Annotated in this window: 17 protein-coding genes; 6 read left to right on the top strand and 11 right to left on the bottom strand. The window is 56.2% G+C overall.

Translation table 11 applies throughout. The features are described from left to right. Window position 1: 1 nt before the first annotated feature. The gene (locus YWK_RS0101725; RefSeq protein WP_156909002.1) at window positions 2–1255 is read right to left on the bottom strand and encodes a DNA polymerase Y subunit UmuC family protein; all 1254 of its coding nucleotides are present in this window, start codon (window positions 1253–1255) and stop codon (window positions 2–4) included. Window positions 1256–1500: 245 nt separating this feature from the next. On the opposite strand from YWK_RS0101725, the gene YWK_RS21745 reads away from it, so the two are divergent. Then, window positions 1501–1647, top strand: coding sequence for a hypothetical protein (locus tag YWK_RS21745; protein WP_156909001.1), 147 nt, complete (start codon window positions 1501–1503; stop codon window positions 1645–1647). Here YWK_RS21745 and YWK_RS20695 read toward each other — a convergent pair. Beyond that, window positions 1629–2366: a hypothetical protein gene (locus YWK_RS20695; RefSeq protein WP_051374887.1), complete on the bottom strand. Its 738-nt coding sequence runs from the start codon at window positions 2364–2366 to the stop codon at window positions 1629–1631. The two genes, YWK_RS21745 and YWK_RS20695, sit on opposite strands and share 19 nt — an antisense overlap. Beyond that, window positions 2348–5563 carry a DEAD/DEAH box helicase gene (locus YWK_RS0101710; RefSeq protein ID WP_051374885.1) on the bottom strand — a complete coding sequence of 1072 codons (3216 nt, stop codon included), beginning with the start codon at window positions 5561–5563 and terminating at the stop codon, window positions 2348–2350. The genes YWK_RS20695 and YWK_RS0101710 overlap by 19 nt, the downstream gene beginning before the upstream one ends. A gap of 154 nt (window positions 5564–5717) precedes the next feature. On the opposite strand from YWK_RS0101710, the gene YWK_RS0101705 reads away from it, so the two are divergent. The 4 genes from YWK_RS0101705 to YWK_RS0101690 all read left to right on the top strand — a co-directional run bounded on the left by YWK_RS0101705 (window position 5718) and on the right by YWK_RS0101690 (window position 7358). After that, entirely contained in the window at window positions 5718–6110 is a 393-nt protein-coding gene (locus tag YWK_RS0101705) for a YidH family protein (RefSeq protein ID WP_026963429.1), read from the top strand. 106 nt (window positions 6111–6216) lie between these two features. Continuing rightward, window positions 6217–6564, top strand: a complete 348-nt coding sequence (locus YWK_RS0101700) for a YtrH family sporulation protein (RefSeq protein ID WP_051374883.1) — start codon at window positions 6217–6219, stop codon at window positions 6562–6564. Continuing rightward, window positions 6561–7019, top strand: coding sequence for a sporulation membrane protein YtrI (locus YWK_RS0101695; protein WP_026963427.1), 459 nt, complete (start codon window positions 6561–6563; stop codon window positions 7017–7019). The genes YWK_RS0101700 and YWK_RS0101695 overlap by 4 nt, the downstream gene beginning before the upstream one ends. A gap of 18 nt (window positions 7020–7037) precedes the next feature. Further along, window positions 7038–7358: a DUF1811 family protein gene (locus YWK_RS0101690; protein WP_026963426.1), complete on the top strand. Its 321-nt coding sequence runs from the start codon at window positions 7038–7040 to the stop codon at window positions 7356–7358. A 26-nt stretch (window positions 7359–7384) separates the two neighbouring features. On the opposite strand, the gene YWK_RS0101685 is transcribed toward YWK_RS0101690, so the two are convergent. Both YWK_RS0101685 and YWK_RS0101680 read right to left on the bottom strand, forming a co-directional pair. Then, window positions 7385–8491: a M24 family metallopeptidase gene (locus tag YWK_RS0101685; RefSeq protein WP_084453393.1), complete on the bottom strand. Its 1107-nt coding sequence runs from the start codon at window positions 8489–8491 to the stop codon at window positions 7385–7387. 14 nt (window positions 8492–8505) lie between these two features. Continuing rightward, complete coding sequence (locus YWK_RS0101680; protein WP_026963424.1) at window positions 8506–9705, bottom strand: YheC/YheD family protein; 1200 nt, start codon at window positions 9703–9705, stop codon at window positions 8506–8508. A 135-nt stretch (window positions 9706–9840) separates the two neighbouring features. Here YWK_RS0101680 and YWK_RS17805 point away from each other — a divergent pair, with 135 nt between their 5' ends. Then, window positions 9841–10992 (top strand): glycosyltransferase family 4 protein, encoded by a 1152-nt coding sequence (locus YWK_RS17805; RefSeq protein WP_051374881.1) that lies wholly within the window; start codon window positions 9841–9843, stop codon window positions 10990–10992. On the opposite strand, the gene YWK_RS0101670 is transcribed toward YWK_RS17805, so the two are convergent. The 6 genes from YWK_RS0101670 to YWK_RS0101645 all read right to left on the bottom strand — a co-directional run bounded on the left by YWK_RS0101670 (window position 10929) and on the right by YWK_RS0101645 (window position 17527). After that, window positions 10929–11558 (bottom strand): flavin reductase family protein, encoded by a 630-nt coding sequence (locus tag YWK_RS0101670; protein WP_342664223.1) that lies wholly within the window; start codon window positions 11556–11558, stop codon window positions 10929–10931. The two genes, YWK_RS17805 and YWK_RS0101670, sit on opposite strands and share 64 nt — an antisense overlap. A 46-nt stretch (window positions 11559–11604) precedes the next feature. Further along, the gene (locus tag YWK_RS0101665) at window positions 11605–12753 is read right to left on the bottom strand and encodes a homogentisate 1,2-dioxygenase (RefSeq protein WP_026963422.1); all 1149 of its coding nucleotides are present in this window, start codon (window positions 12751–12753) and stop codon (window positions 11605–11607) included. A gap of 6 nt (window positions 12754–12759) precedes the next feature. After that, window positions 12760–13818 carry a fumarylacetoacetate hydrolase family protein gene (locus YWK_RS17800; RefSeq protein ID WP_026963421.1) on the bottom strand — a complete coding sequence of 353 codons (1059 nt, stop codon included), beginning with the start codon at window positions 13816–13818 and terminating at the stop codon, window positions 12760–12762. After that, window positions 13815–14924 carry a 4-hydroxyphenylpyruvate dioxygenase gene (gene hppD / locus YWK_RS0101655; RefSeq protein ID WP_026963420.1) on the bottom strand — a complete coding sequence of 370 codons (1110 nt, stop codon included), beginning with the start codon at window positions 14922–14924 and terminating at the stop codon, window positions 13815–13817. Before hppD ends, YWK_RS17800 begins: the two co-directional genes overlap by 4 nt. A 174-nt stretch (window positions 14925–15098) precedes the next feature. Then, the gene (locus tag YWK_RS0101650; protein WP_026963419.1) at window positions 15099–16700 is read right to left on the bottom strand and encodes an FMN-binding glutamate synthase family protein; all 1602 of its coding nucleotides are present in this window, start codon (window positions 16698–16700) and stop codon (window positions 15099–15101) included. Window positions 16701–16756: 56 nt separating this feature from the next. Then, complete coding sequence (locus YWK_RS0101645) at window positions 16757–17527, bottom strand: sugar phosphate isomerase/epimerase family protein (RefSeq protein ID WP_026963418.1); 771 nt, start codon at window positions 17525–17527, stop codon at window positions 16757–16759. Between the last annotated feature and the right edge of the window lie 22 nt (window positions 17528–17549).

The raw sequence follows: 17549 nt of genomic DNA, 5'->3' as shown, positions 1-17549 counted from the left end.
CTTAGCCCCCGTGGTGCGCGTCCTCGAGCACGGCCTTCAACCGAAGTTCTCGAAAGGTGGGACGTAAGCCCACTTGCAGTCCTTTCGGGAATTTCCGATTGACGTGGTACAGGAGTCGGCTCAAGTCGTTTCGCGACACTTCTTCAGACGGGACAAACGCACCGTTTTTGATGGCAAACGAGGATTGAACGGACTGCAGAGGGCGAATGTCAGCCACGGACACTTCCAACCGCCGAAGCGCCGAACCACGAAATGCATCCAGCCCTGGCCACAGTGCGGCTTGCAGCGCCTCCGCAGTATACGCAGGTTTCTTTGTGACTCTTTCAAAAGAACCCTCGGCTACATCACTTTCCCAATCCATGCGAACATTCAAGGCACCACAAGCCGCCTGCTCCAACTCCACTGCAAGTTCGCCAGTCAGAGACTGCAACAGTTCTTCCATGTGAGCCACTTCTACCTGCTCTCCCAACGGTGCAATCCAAACTTTTTTCCGTTGCACAGGCGGGTAATTTACCCGTACGGTTCCACCTGGCTCCTGGTCGAGCAGTCGAAGCCAAAGCAGTACCTCCTTGCCAAAGTGCCGAAACAGATGCGGCTTCGGAATCTGTTCGAGCTGCCCAAGCCGGGAAACTCCTAGCTTCAGCAACCTGTCCTTGCTCTCCGCTGGCAGTGTCCACAACGCCGCCAGCGGAAGGTTGTGCACCCATGTGCCAAATGGCGCGTATGGCCCTCCCTTCCGAAGCCATGCAGCCAGTGATGGAGATAACAGCCACTGCTGTCTGCCCACTTTGTAATACAGCGCCTCCGGAACCCGCTCCAATCGGCTCCATTCCACCAGCGCTCTCGCCAAAAATGGATTTTCCGCTAAGCCAGCGCGAATCCGCTGCTCTTCAGACAATTGTTCTTCGAGGGACAAAAGCAGATTTCGGGCTTCACGAAGTGGCGGGGTACGTCCGGGAATTTGCAGCAAGAACACCCGTTTCCCCACAGTTTCCAGCCATGGAGAAGAAGCCCACAAACGCTCCCAAATCGCTCGCATGACCGAAGTGGGCTCATCAGGCTCGTCTTCCAGTACAATCCCTGGAACCAACGCTTTTGCCGCCTTTGCCGAAATGCCGGGAAGCACACCCTGAGTACGCGCAGAGACGGAAGCATCGGTCACAACGCCCTGGGCAACCGTTGCCCAATGCGTCTCTTTGGCACTTCCGAGCACCCCTTCGGCTTCTCCGTAGAGTGTAAAGCGCATCTCTTTCACCGGCTTCCACAGGAACACATGTTCGCTTTTTGTTACACATTATATGCTCTCACACCGAAAAAACAAACATATGTTCGCATGAAATGTCTGGTCATTCTGGGGCAGACTTTCTAACCGAGCATGTGGCTGCATACTGAAATTCATTTTTCTCCGATGAAACGTTTTTACTCTGACAGGCGTCTATATGTATGGGACAGATTTGCAAATCGCTGGTACGAAGAGTAAACACAAGGGAGGTTCACAAAATGGGATTCGCATTCGTACTCACCATTGTTTTACTGGGAGCGATGCTGGGGATGGCCGGGCGGCAAGCACTGGCATCCTCGGAAGAGCAAGCGATGGAAGTGGATACGGACACAGAGCCCCCCACACCTCACTCCCACGTCATGTGAGTTTTCTTCCAGTTCGTCCAAGGGGTCAATCGAACTTCGGGTTCAATTCGGTGCCTCAGCACCGATTTTGTCTCTGTCGACGCGCCGAGAAGACAGATTTCCTCCTCTTGCTGCCAGGAAAGGTTCACTTGCAACGCGGGTGCAGGTGTCGTCATTCGCCCACACAACGCCCTTGCCGCGACGACGCTGTGGGCTTTTGCGCTGGACAGCAGTTTCTCAACATCGAGGCCGACGTATGTCAACGCTGCCAGTGGATTCCTTTGCATTTCCCACACCAGGTGGTACACCAGTGTCAGAACGTGTGGGCACAGCGGTTCACGGTCGGAGCAGGTGCAACGCACGCCGGAAATCCACTCGTCCACCATCGATGGCTGTGGAAACAGCGACAATCCCGCCTGCGTCACAAACTCCAAAAACTCGTCGTTCCACGTTTTGGCATATAGCGCAGCCAGCCAATCTGGACGCCGCGACAACCATATCGCAACCTCGTCCAAAAACGTTGCCCACCAGTCTACGGTCGGAACCTGCACGCGAAAACTTCCAGACCTGCCCAATTTCACTGTTGCTACAATCACCTTATCAGCGACAGTGACACCTTTCACCACACCCTGCTTCGCCGTGACCTTTGCGCGCCGCAGCCGACTGCTCTCCGCCTTGTCAAACAGCACTTTCCAATGGGACTCAACCAAATTTGCCTTGTTCACTTTTCGCTTCGCCATTCATCGTCCTCCAATGCAGCTTGCAGATCCAGCGCAAACAAAGATTGCAGCGCATCGTTGTCCAGCTCTGTAATCCAACTTTCCGACCGGCCGACAACTGCGGACGACAGACTTCGCTTCGACTGAATCAAAGCATCAATGCGCTCTTCCAAGGTACCCGGACAGACCAGCTTATGCACCTGAACGTCACGCACCTGTCCAATGCGAAATGCGCGATCCGTCGCCTGATCTTCCACCGCCGGATTCCACCACCGGTCGTAGTGGAAGACGTGGTTGGCCCGCGTGAGATTCAACCCCACACCGCCCGCCTTGAGCGACAACACAAGGACAGGCGACGGGTCTTGCCCAGACTGAAAGCGCTCGACCAACTCGCCACGCTCGCTCGCGCTGAGGCCGCCGTGCAAAAACCTGGGCCGCCAGCCAAACCGCTCTTCCAAAGCGCTGCACAGAATGGAACCCATTTCCCGGAACTGTGTAAACACCAGCGCCGCTTCGCCTTCACTCACCACAGGTTCCAACAAATCGAGCAGCAGTTTCAACTTCCCGGATCTGTCCGGCCCTGTCCGCCCGCCCTGAATCAGGCAGGGGTGATCACAGACCTGTTTGAGCCGCACCAGCGACGCGAGAATTTGCCCACGTCTGGACATCCCTTCGCTCGGCAATTCCACGAACAACTGGTTCACAATCGCCTGGTACAACGCCGCTTGTTCCGTCGTCAATCCCGCGTACTGTGTGTACTCCCACTTCTCCGGCAACTCCATTTGGATGGCTGGATCCGTTTTGCTGCGGCGCAGGAGCACCGGCTGCAGCAACCGATGTAACCGTCGTGCGGCTGCCTCCCCTTCCCGACCTTGTGCAATCGGCTGTGCAAACGTCTTGCGGAACCAGGCCGCGCTGCCTAGATACCCAGGGTTTACAAACTGCAGGATGGACCACAGCTCTTCCAGGCGATTTTCCATCGGCGTCCCCGTCAGCGCCACCCGATGGTATCCCATCAACGAACAGATGGCCTGCGCTTGCTTGGTGTCCTGATTTTTGATGTTCTGCGCTTCGTCGGCAATCACCACGTCCCACGCCAACGGTTGCAACAACTCCAGGTCGCGAACGACCGTCGCGTACGTGGTCATCACCACGTCGCACTCCTCGAGCGCTACCTCCAACGGACTGCGGCCACTCTCCACGCTCACATTCCTATCTGCCCCATGGTGCACGTACACTTTCAAACTCGGCGCAAACTTCGCCATCTCCGACCGCCAGTTCTGCACCAGCGAGGTTGGACAGACGAGCAGGTGTACACCGCGAGCGCATCCCGTCTCCTTCAGTCGTAGCAGATAAGCGAGCACCTGGATGGTCTTGCCAAGCCCCATATCGTCGGCCAGAACCGCGCCGCAGCCCGCGGATCGTAAATGCCAGAGCCAGGAGTAGCCAAACCGCTGATAATCCCGGAGCGTCCCCTGGAACCCGTCCGGCGTCGGCTGCAACGTGGGCGTCCGGGCGTCCAGCAACGCCTTCAAGATGCGCCGTGCGTCCGTCGCTCCCTCATCGAACTCGACGTCCACCTGGACACTGTCTTCGCCTTCGCTCTGTGCCATCAGCACCGCCCGCAAAAACTGCACCGCACCCAGATTCTCGGATCCTCGCCCAGCCCGCAACTGCTCAATCTGCTCTAACACGGCCTGAATGGGAACCAATCTCCAAGATCCGCCCACTTGCACGAACGGCGTCCGCCGCTCCACCATCTGCTCAAATTCCTGCTGGGATAGTTCGACGTCACCCAGCACCACAGTCCAGTCGAAATCCACCAGTTGGTCTGCCGAGAACCACCGTTCAGCAGGCATTCCCTTGCGGCTCGACGTCGCTTTTGGACGGGTACGCCGAACTTGCATCTTGATGCGCACGTCCGCCAGAGATTGAGTGGATACGTCCGGGTAACGCACAGGTACACTGATGTCCTCCAACTGTAACAACTGCTCGGTAAGAAATGTGAACACTTCCTCCGGCGACAGCGAACATTCTGACACAGCGGGCTGCCCCAGTGCGTGTTTCAGTGCAGGAACGATGTCTGCGACCTCGAGCAACTTCGGCAGAATCCACGTATCCGGCGCCTCTAAAATTTCTTGTCCAATCTGCCACCGCCGCCCCGATTGCAGCCACCAGTCCGCCAGTGGCGCCCGCGCGTTCCACTCGTTGTGTGCGACGTACAGCACGAGTTTCCAGTCCGCCAGTGCTCCGTCCATCGGAGGTGGGACCAGCTCCACCTCCAGGTGGTAGTTCGTCTTCCCGGATTTGTCCGTCAGCCACTCCCTCTGCCACCCGCTTGGCGCCAGCACATGCCGCAGCGTCCGCCAAATCAGCCAACCGTCGGCGAAAAACGCATTGTCCGGGCCTTCCAATGCCGCCACCCAGCGGTCGAACAGTTCTTCCTCGCCGCGGTACATCACCCGATACGAAGAACCCAAATCATGCCGCAAAGCGAGCTTGGGTTTGCCGAATTTGCGCATGAGGATATCGACACAGCGCCAGATCCACAGCTCCGCCAGCAGAGACGGACTGTGGGGTACACGCAGGTCGCGAAGCCCAGAGGGTGTGGGCTTGGCCCACAGTTCCTCCGCCACGCTCATCCACATGCTGCGCAGCGCTCGATGCTTCGGATTGGACCAAGCCGGCGCCCACACCGCACTGTAGTTTCCCACTGCTGACCCCCATGCGCCAAGCGCATCTTCCCCGCTCGCAGCCAACTCGAAGCAAATGTCGTACACGTCCGGCCACGCGCTGGTTTGTGGAGCGGCAAACGCCAACACCTCTCCACTGTCCACGAGTGCTGCTGCCAGCCTCAGGAGATGCGCGTAAAAAGCAAGCTCTGAAGACACCTGCTGTCCAAACGGCTCCAGTGCATTCGACGAAGGCCGCACACTGGAGGCCAGTTTACAGACCACTGCAAAAAACGTCGCTTCATCCACCGAAACGGCGTTCTTTGCATCGACACGCTGCACACCCACAGCGGAAAACCGTACGTCCGCCGCATCCCCGAGTATGGAGCGCAGATGATGTTCAACTTCTTTCTCTGTCAAGTCACTTTCGGTGGACCAAAACACTCCCGTTCCTGGTTCCGCAAATGTTTTCCCCGGCAGATACTGCCCACAAAGTTGCACTGTCGGTTGTTCAGTTGTTGGCAGTTTCCTGCTGGTTTTGGCCATGCACAGTACCTCCGAACAAATAGCTATTCATTGATTATACCGCGACTGGGCCAGTCATGATATGTTCAGGCGCGAAAATGGTTCACGGTTGCCCGGTTTGGCCAAGCTATGCCATGATATTGGTTGACAACAACGAAAGCATAGGTGTTCCAACATGGAAGTTCGCGAGAAAATCCACCCGTCCGAAGACTCTAAATACATCCAGCAACACCTTGCCAACGAGCGAACCTTTCTGGCCTGGATTCGAACCATCCTGTCCGTCGTCGGCATCGGCATCGTGGCGACGAGTTTGCACTTTGAACTGAATCGGGACTTGAGTCGCCCGGCCGATTTCCTGATTAAAATCGTGGGCTTTTCGTCTTTGTTGTTCGGCCTGATCACGCTCATCTACAGTGTCTGCAGTTACATGGTCAAACGAAAAGGTATCAACGACGGTACTTTTCGGTCCGTGTCTGGCTACGTCGTACTGACAGGTGTTTTTCTGGCCGTTCTTTTGGTGATTCTGTGTGTCTCATTTTATCTGACGTACGGATTGGCCATTCGCTGACTGTATTCACGCCACGCTACAGACATGACATGACTGGCCGAAGCATAAATCTTCCCTCCGGATCGTATCCATCAGTACAAGCTGGTGCGCCGAGGGAGGTTTTTTTATGTCGTCAATATCGGCATCGACGCTATCTAACCTCTTCATCAACTTTATGGTGGCGTTTGGCATGGTAGTCGGGGGATCCATCCTTGGTGGCATTGCCATGATGCTCACGACGCACAGGCCGCCGTTTCTCTTTATGGTCAGTTTGTCGGAGAGGTTGAAAATCTGGGCCATGGTGGCGGCGCTGGGTGGATCCATGGACGCGCTGAAAGCGATTGGTGACGGGGTGTGGTTGCGTGATTTAGATACAGTCGGTCGACAGTTAACGTACCTGATTGTGGCCTTTATCGGGTGCCAGTTGGGATCTCTCATGATCCACTGGCTCGCTGGAGGTAGCGCGCAACAATGAACAAGCCCAGTTTTGCAGCCGCATTGTTCGGATTTATACTGGGTGTGATTGCGATGTTTCTCTTCCAAGCACGTGACCTGAACACACTCCGCTACAACAACGCCAGTCTCAAACAAGAAAACAGCGACCTCACGCACGAAAAAGAATTGTTGTCCTTAAAACTTGAACAGTCGAATCCAAAGCGACTGATACAGAGTATTGCCGTCACTGTGGAACCACAACTCCCCGCTGGTGTTTCGCAAGTGGATGTCAATCAATGGGTCCGACAGCAGATTGGCTTTCTGATAGGAACCGAAGTCTCGACGCTCAATAGCCACCCCAACATGCCGAGGGAGTTTTTGAATGATAAAATCTTTACTGTGGACCAAAACAAATACAAAGTGAAAGTGAGTTATGCCTTTCTCGCGGAGACGCTGACCATTGGACTCACACTCACCCCGATAGACAACTCATGATAAAGAGGCGAGCAAGCAGTGAAGAAATTATACAGCCAGATGACCCCAGAAGAACTACAAGCGGAGATGAAACACCTCCAAGAACTAGGGCAAGCGGCCTTTGACGAACAGCGATGGAGCGAATACGAAGTGCACATGAAAAAGTGGTACCTGGCGAAGTCATACCTCATCAAGGATACCGCGAACATTGAAATTGGTCGCACCTACCGCATTGCGGAAGAGTACGACCGGCTGACCGTGAGCTTCATCGAAGGTGTCATGGCCTGGGGCACACGAGAGTCCACCGCGCAGTCCGCAGCGGTCCCCATTGCGATGCTGGAGGAAAAAGACGACGACTGACACCTGGTCATCGCCCCTCGTCTCCGTCAAGCGCGAATGATGACGTCCTCCAGCGCTTTCGGAGACTGGTTCAAAGACCGAGCCNCGTCCTCTTCAATGACGACGAGATCCTCAATGCGAACCCCGAATTTCCCCGGCAGGTAAATGCCAGGCTCGACGCTCATCACCATGCCTGTTTCCAACACGGCTTCGTTGCCAGCGACGACGAATGGTTCTTCGTGGATGTCCAGACCCACGCCATGGCCCGTCCGATGCGTAAAGTACGGACCGTATCCCTGGTCGGTGATGTACTGGCGCACCGCTGCGTCGACATCCCCCAAGCGAACGCCGGGTTTCGCCGTTTCAATGCCAATTTGTTGCGCTCGCAATACACACTCGTACACTTTGCGGATTTCCTCGGTAGGTTCTCCAACGACAAATGTTCGCGTGGTATCCGACACGTAACGTTGGTAGATACCGCCGGTGTCCACGATAACGGTGGACCCTTCCTCAATTTTCGAATGATCCGGCTCATGGTGAGGCGCGGCTCCGTTTGCACCTGCCGCGACAATGATAGGGAACGACAGTCCTTCCGAACCAGCTTCTTCCCACAACTGTTCAAGCATCTCGGTGGCTTCCAACTCGGTCATCCCGGGTCTCAGCATGGTCTTGAGTTTGCCTACCACTTCGTCTGCCATCGCGGACGCTCTTTCCAGTTTGCTCAGTTCATCCGCGTCTTTCCGTTCGCGCAGCGCACTGATGACGGCGTCCGCAACCACAGGTTCCGGCGCGGTCGGTCGAGTGGCCATCAACTTGATGACATGCCGAGCAGCCCAATTCCCGTCAATCGCCAGCCGGGCGTTTATCCCCACAGCTTCCCCGATGAGCGGATACGGCGAAACCCCGTCTTTCCAGAACACCTTTTTGACGTCTGCGCTACTCACCTCATTGGCAAACATTTCGTGGACAATCCACACAGGCTCCTTGTGCGGCCGAATAATCAACGCTGTTGGCCGTTCCCCGGTTTCTAGCCACACTCCGGTAAAATAATAGAGACTTGCCGGCGAAGTGATAACGACTCCGTCTAGGTGAATTTGCTGTAACACTGCGTCTAAACGTCTAATTCTATCTCGGTAGATGTCTATTTGTACCATCCCCGCCGCCCCTTTCACGAATCGCCTGTATTTTCATTGTACCAGAGGCTCGGCGATTGGGCACCTATGCTCGCCAGTTTGTCGTCCAGAGGATGGCAATGGGTACTGCGGCGTCTTGGGTGCTCCAACAAATACTTCGCGAAACCAGCCACCGAGTGCACAAACGCCTCGACTTCCTGGTCTGTGAGAATGTCCCGACCTGGGCGGCCATTACAGTCGTAGACGTACCACTCGCCTTCCACGGACTGGCCGACGTCTACGCCGAGGCTGCCGAGCAACGGATACTTCTGCTGCAAGCGTTTGGCCACACGCAGTGCAAACTCCTGCGCATGCTCAAACGGAATGTCGCGAATCCCCTGACGCGTCATCCACGCGAGATCCTCCTCGCTGGAGCGCGTCAACGATTGGACGGCACCTCCCGCATGGTAATTGGTCAACATCGAACCCTTGGCGCTCAGCCGGGCGGTGATGGCGGTTATTTGCCACGCGCCGGTTTCGTTGCGCTGCACTGTGACGCGAAAGTCGACTTTCCGACCGTCGCTCGAAGTGATGAGCGGTATGTGTTGCTGCGCCATATATCTGCGGCGCTCCATCGCCTGGCACAAAATGCGTTTCAACTCGCGCCTGTTCACTTCCCCCACCAATCGCTGTCCAAAAAATCGTTCCCCGGAGACCAAGTACCGTCCAGGTTTCAGCCTCTGCACGAACAAGATATTGCGCCCGCCGGATCCGTACACGGGCTTCAACCACCACTGAGGTACTGATTTGAACAATTGAAGTACGCCGTTCGGCGAAAGGTCGTACCTCGTCTCAGGTAACCCCCCGCCCTTCAGCGGCCGTCCGGAAAGAGCACGGTACACGGTGTCTTTCGGAGGCAGGACAGGATTGAACACGGGTACCTCAAGACCGTGCAGCGCATGCCGCAATGGGTGGAAAGAAGAGCGAAACAACTGCAGGTCCGAAAGGTACATGGCATCGTACACGACGGCATGTCGCGACAATGGAATTTCAGCACATGTCCACGGGGACCCTTCGTCGTCTGCACGGTATAGACGACCTCCTATCCACCGGCGATGCGGTTGAAATTCCGCAGGCGTAGTCACCATCAGTGGTAGCCCAAACTGTTCAGCAGCACGCCCTAGCTGTAGAAATGTCCACTGTCGGCGCGCATGCGTGAGCCTATCGGGCGGTACGCCAGTCAGGGCGACAAGCACAGAAATCCCCCATTTCGCCGCGAGCATGTTACAGGCTATGAAAGGTGGGCGATGGCGGAATGGGCGAATGTCTAGGTCTCTCCACATCGTGGCATCGAGCATACGCTACCGAAGAACTGTTGGGAGGTGCAGGAAGTGAGGATTGCCATTCTCGCGCCAGAAGATCTGCCAGTGCCCCCTGTTCGCGGCGGCTCCGTCCAGATTTACGTGCATGCGCTGTACCAGGAACTCACCCAACGCAACTGTGACGTCACCCTGTTGAGTCCGAGCAGGTCCGAAAATGGGGATGGCCACATCCGGATCTCTGCGCGCGGACACGAGTATCAACGCAAAGCCCTGCAATGGCTGCGCACACTCGCGCCGGACATCGTGCAAATTGAAAACCGCCCCCACCTGGTTCGTCCTGTCCGAAGAGCGGTTCCCCATGCCAAGGTCATTCTGAACCTGCATTCCACGACCTTCCTGGGTCGAAAACACTTGACTCCAGCCGCAGCGCGGCACGCGTTACGGTCGGCAGACCGGGTGGTTCTCAACAGCCGCTCCTTACGGCGCACCATTGAGCGGACGTTCTCCATCCACCGAGCGCAGTGGAAGACAGTGGTCATCCATCCCGGCGTGGACCTCCACAAGTTCGCGGCAGATGGCACTCCGAGAGGCGAGGGAACGCTTCGCTTGCTCTATGTGGGCCGCGTCATTCAACAAAAGGGTGTGCACGTGCTCCTGGAAGCCGTACGAATTCTGGTGCGCCAGGGGATTCCAGTCCAGTTGACCGTTGTCGGTGGCACGCATCCTTGGGAGCGAAAATACCGTGCCAAGTTGTTGAAACAGGCCCGCGCGCTTCCTGTGCGCTTTGTCGGATTCGTGGCGCCGGAACACTTACCGGAATACTTTCAGGACGCGGACTTGCTGGTCTGCCCGTCACAGCGCAACGAAGCGTTTGGCATGGTCAATGTCGAAGCATTAGCGGCCGGTCTGCCCGTGGTGGCAAGCCGACAAGGGGGGATTCCGGAAATCGTCGACGACAGCTGTGGCGTTCTCGTCCAACACTTCACAAGACCCGCGGCATTTGCAGCGACGCTTCGCAGGCTCGCGCTCGACCGAAGTCGACTGAAAGCGCTGGCTGCAGGAACCAAAAAACAAGCCGACCGCTTTCAATGGTCGCGGACGGCAGAAAAGTTCCACAAGCTGTATCATCGTTTGTCACTTGGCCCACCGGCCGTTCATCAGGACTTCTCTTGCGGTAAAGCCGGGCGTGGTAGCTTGAATCGATCCCGCGTCCGCACATAGTCGTCCCCCGCCATGCGCCCGACTGCAGCGAGAGCGTCAGGGTTGATCTTCCCGTCCACGTACACGTCATCGCGCACGTGCATCCGGATCACTTTACCAAGCACGAGAAATCCGCTGCCGGGGCCATCTCCGAACTGCAGGATTTGCTCAAGCTCGCATTCCATCTGGATGGCGCTTTCCTCAACCCGTGGCGGTGCAACGTCCACACTCGGGATGGGCGTGAGGCCGGACACCTCAAACTCATCCACCTCGGGTGGAAACTCAGGGGCAGTCAGATTCATCTTTTCCACAATGTCTTCACTGACCACGTTGATGACAAACTGGCGGGTTTCCTCGATGTTGCGGAGCGTGTCTTTTTTCTGCCCATCCTGTCCGCGGAACATCGGCGCAAATGCGACGATAAACGGCTTCGGACACACGCCGTTGAAAAAGCTGAAAGCACTGAGGTTCCGGATTCCGTCCTTACTGACGGTGGACACAAACGCGATGGGCCGAGGAACAATCGCTCCAATCAAAAGTTTGTAGACGTCCCGCCACGGGAGTGCGTCTGGTATCAACTCCACCACGAGCCACCCACCTCCATTCCAGTTCACCGCGTGTGAGCCGCGCGGCTCACAGCCAGGAGTACATGTAATTGGGATCTTCCACGGCGAGCGCCGGTTTCAATACCTTGAGTGGACGGAATGTGTCCACCATGACAGCCAGTTCTTCTGTGCGCTCCTTCCCCAAGCTGGCTTCCACCGTTCCAGGATGCGGTCCGTGTGGAATTCCAGATGGGTGCAGCGTCATGGACCCCACCTCTACACCACGTCGACTCATAAAATTTCCACGTACATAATACAACACTTCGTCACTGTCGACGTTGCTGTGGTTGTACGGAACTGGAATGGCTTCCGGATGATAGTCAAACAACCTCGGAACGAAGGAACAGACGACAAAGTTCTGTCCAGCGAACGTCTGGTGCACCGGAGGTGGCAGGTGAATACGGCCAGTTATCGGTTCAAAGTCCTCAATGTTGAACGCGTAAGGATACACATATCCATCCCAGCCGACAACATCGAATGGATGATGTGCAAGCACAAGGGTCGTGATGGCACCCCGGGCTTTGACGCGGACGGGAAATTCCCCTTCATTCGCGACGGGCGCCGCGTACACCGGCGGACGGAGGTCCCGTTCACAGAACGGCGCATGCTCGAGAAACTGGCCGAATTCATTCCGGTAACGCCGCGGCACTTCGATGTGGCTCGCTGATTCAATCAGCAGGTAGCGAACCGGCTTGTCAATCACCAGTTTGTAGATGGTTCCGGCGGGAATCACGAGGTAGTCACCGGGTCGGAACTCAATGTACCCAAACATCGACTCCAGTGTACCAGTGCCTTCATGGATGAAGAGGATTTCGTCACACTCGCCGTTCTTGTAGAAATCGTCCATGCTCTGCGTAGCCACGCACGTGCCCAACAACACGTCGTCGTTACCCAGCAAATACTGGCGGGCAGCAATCGGATGGCCCTCGGTCGCAAGCCGCTTGGTCCAAAAGTGACGGTGGCGAAGCGGCCCAGCTTCCTCCGGCACATACGCCACGGGCACGGGTCCCTCCACGCGGCGAACGGCTGTCGGTGGGTACGTGTGGTAGAGGATGGACTGGATGCCAGAAAACCCTTTGGTACCAAACACTTCTTCCTTATACAGTTGTCCATCCGGACGCCGAAACTGCGTGTGTCGTTTGTGCGGAATCTCACCGCGCACAACGTAAAACGGCATGGTCCATCACCTCCAGTTGGGTCTCTCGACAATCGGTGTCTGCAACACACCCAGCTTATCTACGGTCAGTTCCACGACGTCTCCGGGCTGCAACCAGCTGTGCACCTGGGTTCCCAGTTCCAGGATGCATCCAGTTCCCACGGTGCCTGACCCTATCACGTCTCCGGGCATGAGGTCGACGTCCGCAGAAGCACGCTCAATCATTTGTGCAAACGTGAAATGAATGTCCGCCAGATTGCCGCTGGAAATGGTGCGGCCGTTGACAGAAGCTGTCATCGTCAGGCGATGTCTACGTCCATGTGCGCCCGACACCGCCACATCGTCCAGATGGTCAGCCGTGACCAGATACGGCCCGAAGGAAGTGGCAAAGTCTTTCCCTTTTGCCGGGCCAAGCCCCACTTTCATCTCCTGCCGCTGCACATCGCGAGCGCTCCAGTCGTTTAAAATGGCGTAGCCAAGGATGTACTCATCCGCCTCTTTTGCAGCGATATTTCGCCCAGGTTTTCCGATGACGCACGCGACTTCCAACTCATAGTCCAGTTCCTGGCACCCCGGCGGTGCCCAGACCGGTTCATTGGGTCCTCGGAAACTCGTCGTATTGGAGAAGTAAAAAACCGGGAACTCATACCATTCCGGCACCATATCCAGTCCGCGCTTGCGCCTGCAAGTGGCCACGTGCTGTTCAAAGGCGTAGAAGTCGCGAAACGAGCGAGGTCGAAACGGCAAGCACAGGTTTACCGTGTCCGAATCTATCGTGCAAACGAGTGCAGATTCATTACCATGCCGCACTGCCTCGGACCAATCGTCGTAGACCTGCCGCATGGCTTTCCACAGATCACTCACTTCCCCGCGCCAAACCAGTTCGGAGAGATCCTGAAACAGCGCACCATGCTTGCGCAGGAACCCCCTGACATGACCTCCGCCCGCTCGAGTGCTGTATGATTCGCACCACCACTCGACCGCGCGACGGATGTCTACCAACGTACCATCCTCGACAACCCAGGCCGAACGCGGGGCGGCCGTCGCGGTCCGCCCCTCTTTTCTTCGATAACTCGCCAACCTCATTCCAGATTCCCGCGCCTAGCCTGCTCTTTTTCAATCGCTTCGAACAGAGCCTTGAAGTTGCCGTTGCCGAAGCCGCGGCTGCCTTTGCGTTGGATGATTTCGAAGAACACGGTCGGCCGGTCCATCAACGGCTTCGTGAAGATTTGCAGGAGATAGCCTTCTTCGTCCCTATCCACGAGAATGTTTAACGCCTGGATGCGCTTCACGTCTTCGTCAATCGGGCCAATGCGGTCCCAAAGCTCCTCATAATACACATCCGGCGCACTGAGAAACTCAACGCCAGCTGCCTTTAAATCGGTCACGGTCTGCAGAATGTCCTTAGTGATGAGGGCAATGTGTTGCACCCCGGGGCCGCCAAAGAAGTCCAGGTATTCTTGAATCTGCGACTTCTTCTTGCCCTGTGCCGGCTCGTTGATAGGGAACTTAATCTTTCCGCCGCCGTTCTGCATCACCTTCGACATCAGAGCAGAGTACTCGGTGTTGATATCCTCGTCAGTAAAGTGAATAAATTGCTCAAAGCCGAGCGCCTTTTCGTAGTATCGGACCCACTCTTCCATCTTGCCCAGTTCGACATTGCCGACGATGTGATCCACCGCGAGCAACCCTTTCGGCTCACCGCCGAAGATGTTGTCCATCGGCTCGTACCCGGGCAGAAACACCCCGTCGTACTTTTCGCGCTCAATGAACGCGTGCACCGTTTCCCCGTAGGTGCCGATGACGGACTTCCGTACCACCCCATGTTTGTCTTTCAGCTCTATGACATCCGCCACCGGAATCGCGCCGCGACTCGTCGATTCCCGGTACGCCACCGCCGCATCGTCCACAGTAAACGCAATCTCTTTCACGCCATCCCCGTGCTTTTTGACGAACTCAGCAATCGGATGATCCGGTCCCAGAGCACTTGTCACAACAAAGCGAATGTCCCCTTGCTCGAGCACGTAAGAAGCTTTGTCGCGAACCCCCGTTTCCATTCCTGCATACGCAACCACCTGGAAACCGTACGCCCGCGACAAGAAGTATGCGAATTGCTTGGCATTGCCGACGTAAAACTCTACGTAGTCAATCCCTTGCAAAGGCAAATGGTCTGCCATTCCTGTCTCCTCCATCCCAGTAGTTTCTCGAACGACGTTTGCACAACGTTTCTACGATGCGAATACTTTGTAAGCGATTCCACCGTTATCTTACTGAAACGCAAGAATTGTCTGCAATAACACATGCTACTGCGGATATGCTGTTCCGTATTAAAGCAACGAAGACAAAAGAGACCGCCGAAGCGGTCACTATCTCATCTCTGCACTGCGCCTATGGTCATCTGTCTTGCCGACAGGCAACGGAAACAGTTCACTCAGCCGCACCGTTCGGCCGTACTCGTTCTTGTAGACCACGTGTTCTCGCGTGAATTGACGAGGACTGTCCAATCCACATGCGGCTGCCAGTGCAAACAACCCTTGTCGAAGGCTAATAATATAGTTCATCACGCGCCACTGCTTCTCTTCCGGAACCAGCGCATCTTGATACTTCGCATGGGTCGTGGTGATTCCTGTCGGACATTTCCCCGTGTGGCACTGCAGCGCCATGATGCAACCATTCGCCATCATAAAGCCGCGCGCCGAATTGACGGCATTCGCTCCAAGCGCCAGGGCAATGGCCACTTTGTCTGGCGTTATCAATTTTCCGGAGGCAAACACAGCGAATTTGTCCCGCACACCATACCGGACGGCAGTGTCGACCAAGGCGATGAGTGCCGGATAAAGCGGCAAGCCCATGCTGTCCGACATCGACTTAAACGTCGCACCAGATCCGCCCTCTCCACCGTCGACCGTCATGAAGTCGGGATAAATGTCCAGCCGCACCATGACATCGAACAAGCTCTCCAAACGATACTGATCTCCGACCACAATCTTGATACCGACCGGTTTGCCTCCTTCCTCCTGCAACATCTTTACAAACCGTAACGCCTCTTCGCTGTTGCGCAGGAACGGGAAGCGGTTCGGAGAGTTCACCGTCACGCCGACAGGGACTTTGCGAATCGCTGCCACCTTCGCAGTCACTTTTGAGCCCTCCAGATGTCCTCCGCGGATCTTGGCCCCTTGTGCAAACTTCAATTCGAACGCCTTGATGTTCGGTTCCGCCGCCTTGATTCGGAACTCTTCGAATGAAAAGTTCCCCTGCTCGTCGCGGTAGCCAAACAGCCCAGGCCCAATCTGAGCCACGACGTCCACGTTGGTCTGCAAGTGCTCCGGCGCAACGCCGCCCTCACCCGTGTTGATCCAAGATCCCCCGGCCATCCTTGCCCCGTTTCCAGTTGAGAGAATATAGTGCTCCCCAACCGCTCCGTAGGACGTTGCCGATGCGCCGAACATCCCCCGCAGCTTCCAAGGATGCCGACGGGTAGAACCCACCACCATCTGGTCTTCTTCGGTATACAGCCATTTGGAGACTTCAACGGTCTCCAGTTCCTCTTCCCGCGCGAACAGCCCTTCACGCACAATGTTGTACCTTCTCGCTGCCACAACATCTTGATTGTCTACCTTCAATTCGTTCACAAGCAGTGGAAACAGGTCGTTGGAAATGTAGTAGCCTGGTTTCTCAAAGTCCCGCTTGGATCCAAAACTGATCAGATCACTCTGATACTTCGACGCAAACACAACGCCGAGAAAATCGCTCCGCGAAATCGGACGTCCGTCGGTATCACCGTCAAACCAGTACTGTCGAAACTCCGGGCCGAGTTTCTCCAGTAGGTAGCGCAGCCATCCAAGGTACGGATGGGCACGAATCACCGAATGCTGTGGTTTCCGGGAGGCCATGTATAGGTATCCGAACAACACCGCCGGAATCACAAGGAATATGACGAGAAACAGAATCAGAAGGATGATTACCAAGACTCCGACACCACCCTTTCTGTTGAGGTGGCTCGCCCCCAAACCGCGTGTACCGCTTACGCCTCATTCCCTACCCCAGGATGCGAAAGGCCTGTCAGGTATTCATAACTCAGACGCACACTCTCCAGCGGGTCCCGGCGGCACACATCCTGTTCGACGATGTACCACTCGACACCGGCTCGATCCGCTTCGCCCAAAATGAGAGGCCAGGGCAGAATCCCTCGACCCACCGCCTCGAAAAAGCGCTCCTCGTCACCCGACATGTCCTTTACATGCAGCAGTCGGCAGCGAGACGCGTACTGAGCGATGCAACGCGCAGCGTGCTGACGGGCGAATTCTACCCAGTAGACGTCCAGCTCAAACTGCACCAGTTCCGGATCCGTGCATTCATACAGAAGGTCCAGCGCAGTATGTCCGCTCCACAACTGAAATTCGAAATCGTGATTATGGTACGCAAACGTCAGCCCTGCCGCCCGGCACGCCTGCCCAACACGGTTGAAAAACTGGGCAAGCTCGCGGTATTGATCTTCGCTGGCGCGCAGAGACTCAGGGATGAACGGACAAACCACGGTCCCAATCCCGATGATCTGCGCTTCACGAATCACCGCGTCGAGCTCGTCCTGCAACCGATGAAACGGTACGTGGCTGGCCACCGGCACCAACCCGAGTTCCTTGACACAGTCTCGCACCCCTTCTGGGGACAGACTGCCATATCCGGCAAACTCGACGCCTTCAAAGCCGATGTTCGCCACGTCCCGCAACGTGCCCTGAAAATCCTGCTGCAGCCGGTCTCGCAAGGTGTAGAGTTGCACCGCCAGTCGTGCCAATCGATTCGCCGTCCCTTCGCTC

This window comes from Alicyclobacillus pomorum DSM 14955 (assembly GCF_000472905.1).
Classification (GTDB): Bacteria; Bacillota; Bacilli; order Alicyclobacillales; family Alicyclobacillaceae; genus Alicyclobacillus_A; species Alicyclobacillus_A pomorum.
The sequence above is the reverse complement of the archived record's forward strand: the minus strand, read 5'-3'. Positions and strand labels throughout refer to the sequence as shown.

Coding starts and splice junctions, on each gene's coding strand:
- YWK_RS21745 (WP_156909001.1), top strand. CDS start 1,501: ATGGGATTCGCATTCGTACTCACCATTGTTTTACTGGGAGCGATGCTG.
- YWK_RS20695 (WP_051374887.1), bottom strand. CDS start 2,366: ATGGCGAAGCGAAAAGTGAACAAGGCAAATTTGGTTGAGTCCCATTGG.
- YWK_RS0101710 (WP_051374885.1), bottom strand. CDS start 5,563: ATGGCCAAAACCAGCAGGAAACTGCCAACAACTGAACAACCGACAGTG.
- YWK_RS0101705 (WP_026963429.1), top strand. CDS start 5,718: ATGGAAGTTCGCGAGAAAATCCACCCGTCCGAAGACTCTAAATACATC.
- YWK_RS0101700 (WP_051374883.1), top strand. CDS start 6,217: ATGTCGTCAATATCGGCATCGACGCTATCTAACCTCTTCATCAACTTT.
- YWK_RS0101695 (WP_026963427.1), top strand. CDS start 6,561: ATGAACAAGCCCAGTTTTGCAGCCGCATTGTTCGGATTTATACTGGGT.
- YWK_RS0101665 (WP_026963422.1), bottom strand. CDS start 12,753: ATGCCGTTTTACGTTGTGCGCGGTGAGATTCCGCACAAACGACACACG.
- YWK_RS17800 (WP_026963421.1), bottom strand. CDS start 13,818: ATGAGGTTGGCGAGTTATCGAAGAAAAGAGGGGCGGACCGCGACGGCC.
- hppD (WP_026963420.1), bottom strand. CDS start 14,924: ATGGAGGAGACAGGAATGGCAGACCATTTGCCTTTGCAAGGGATTGAC.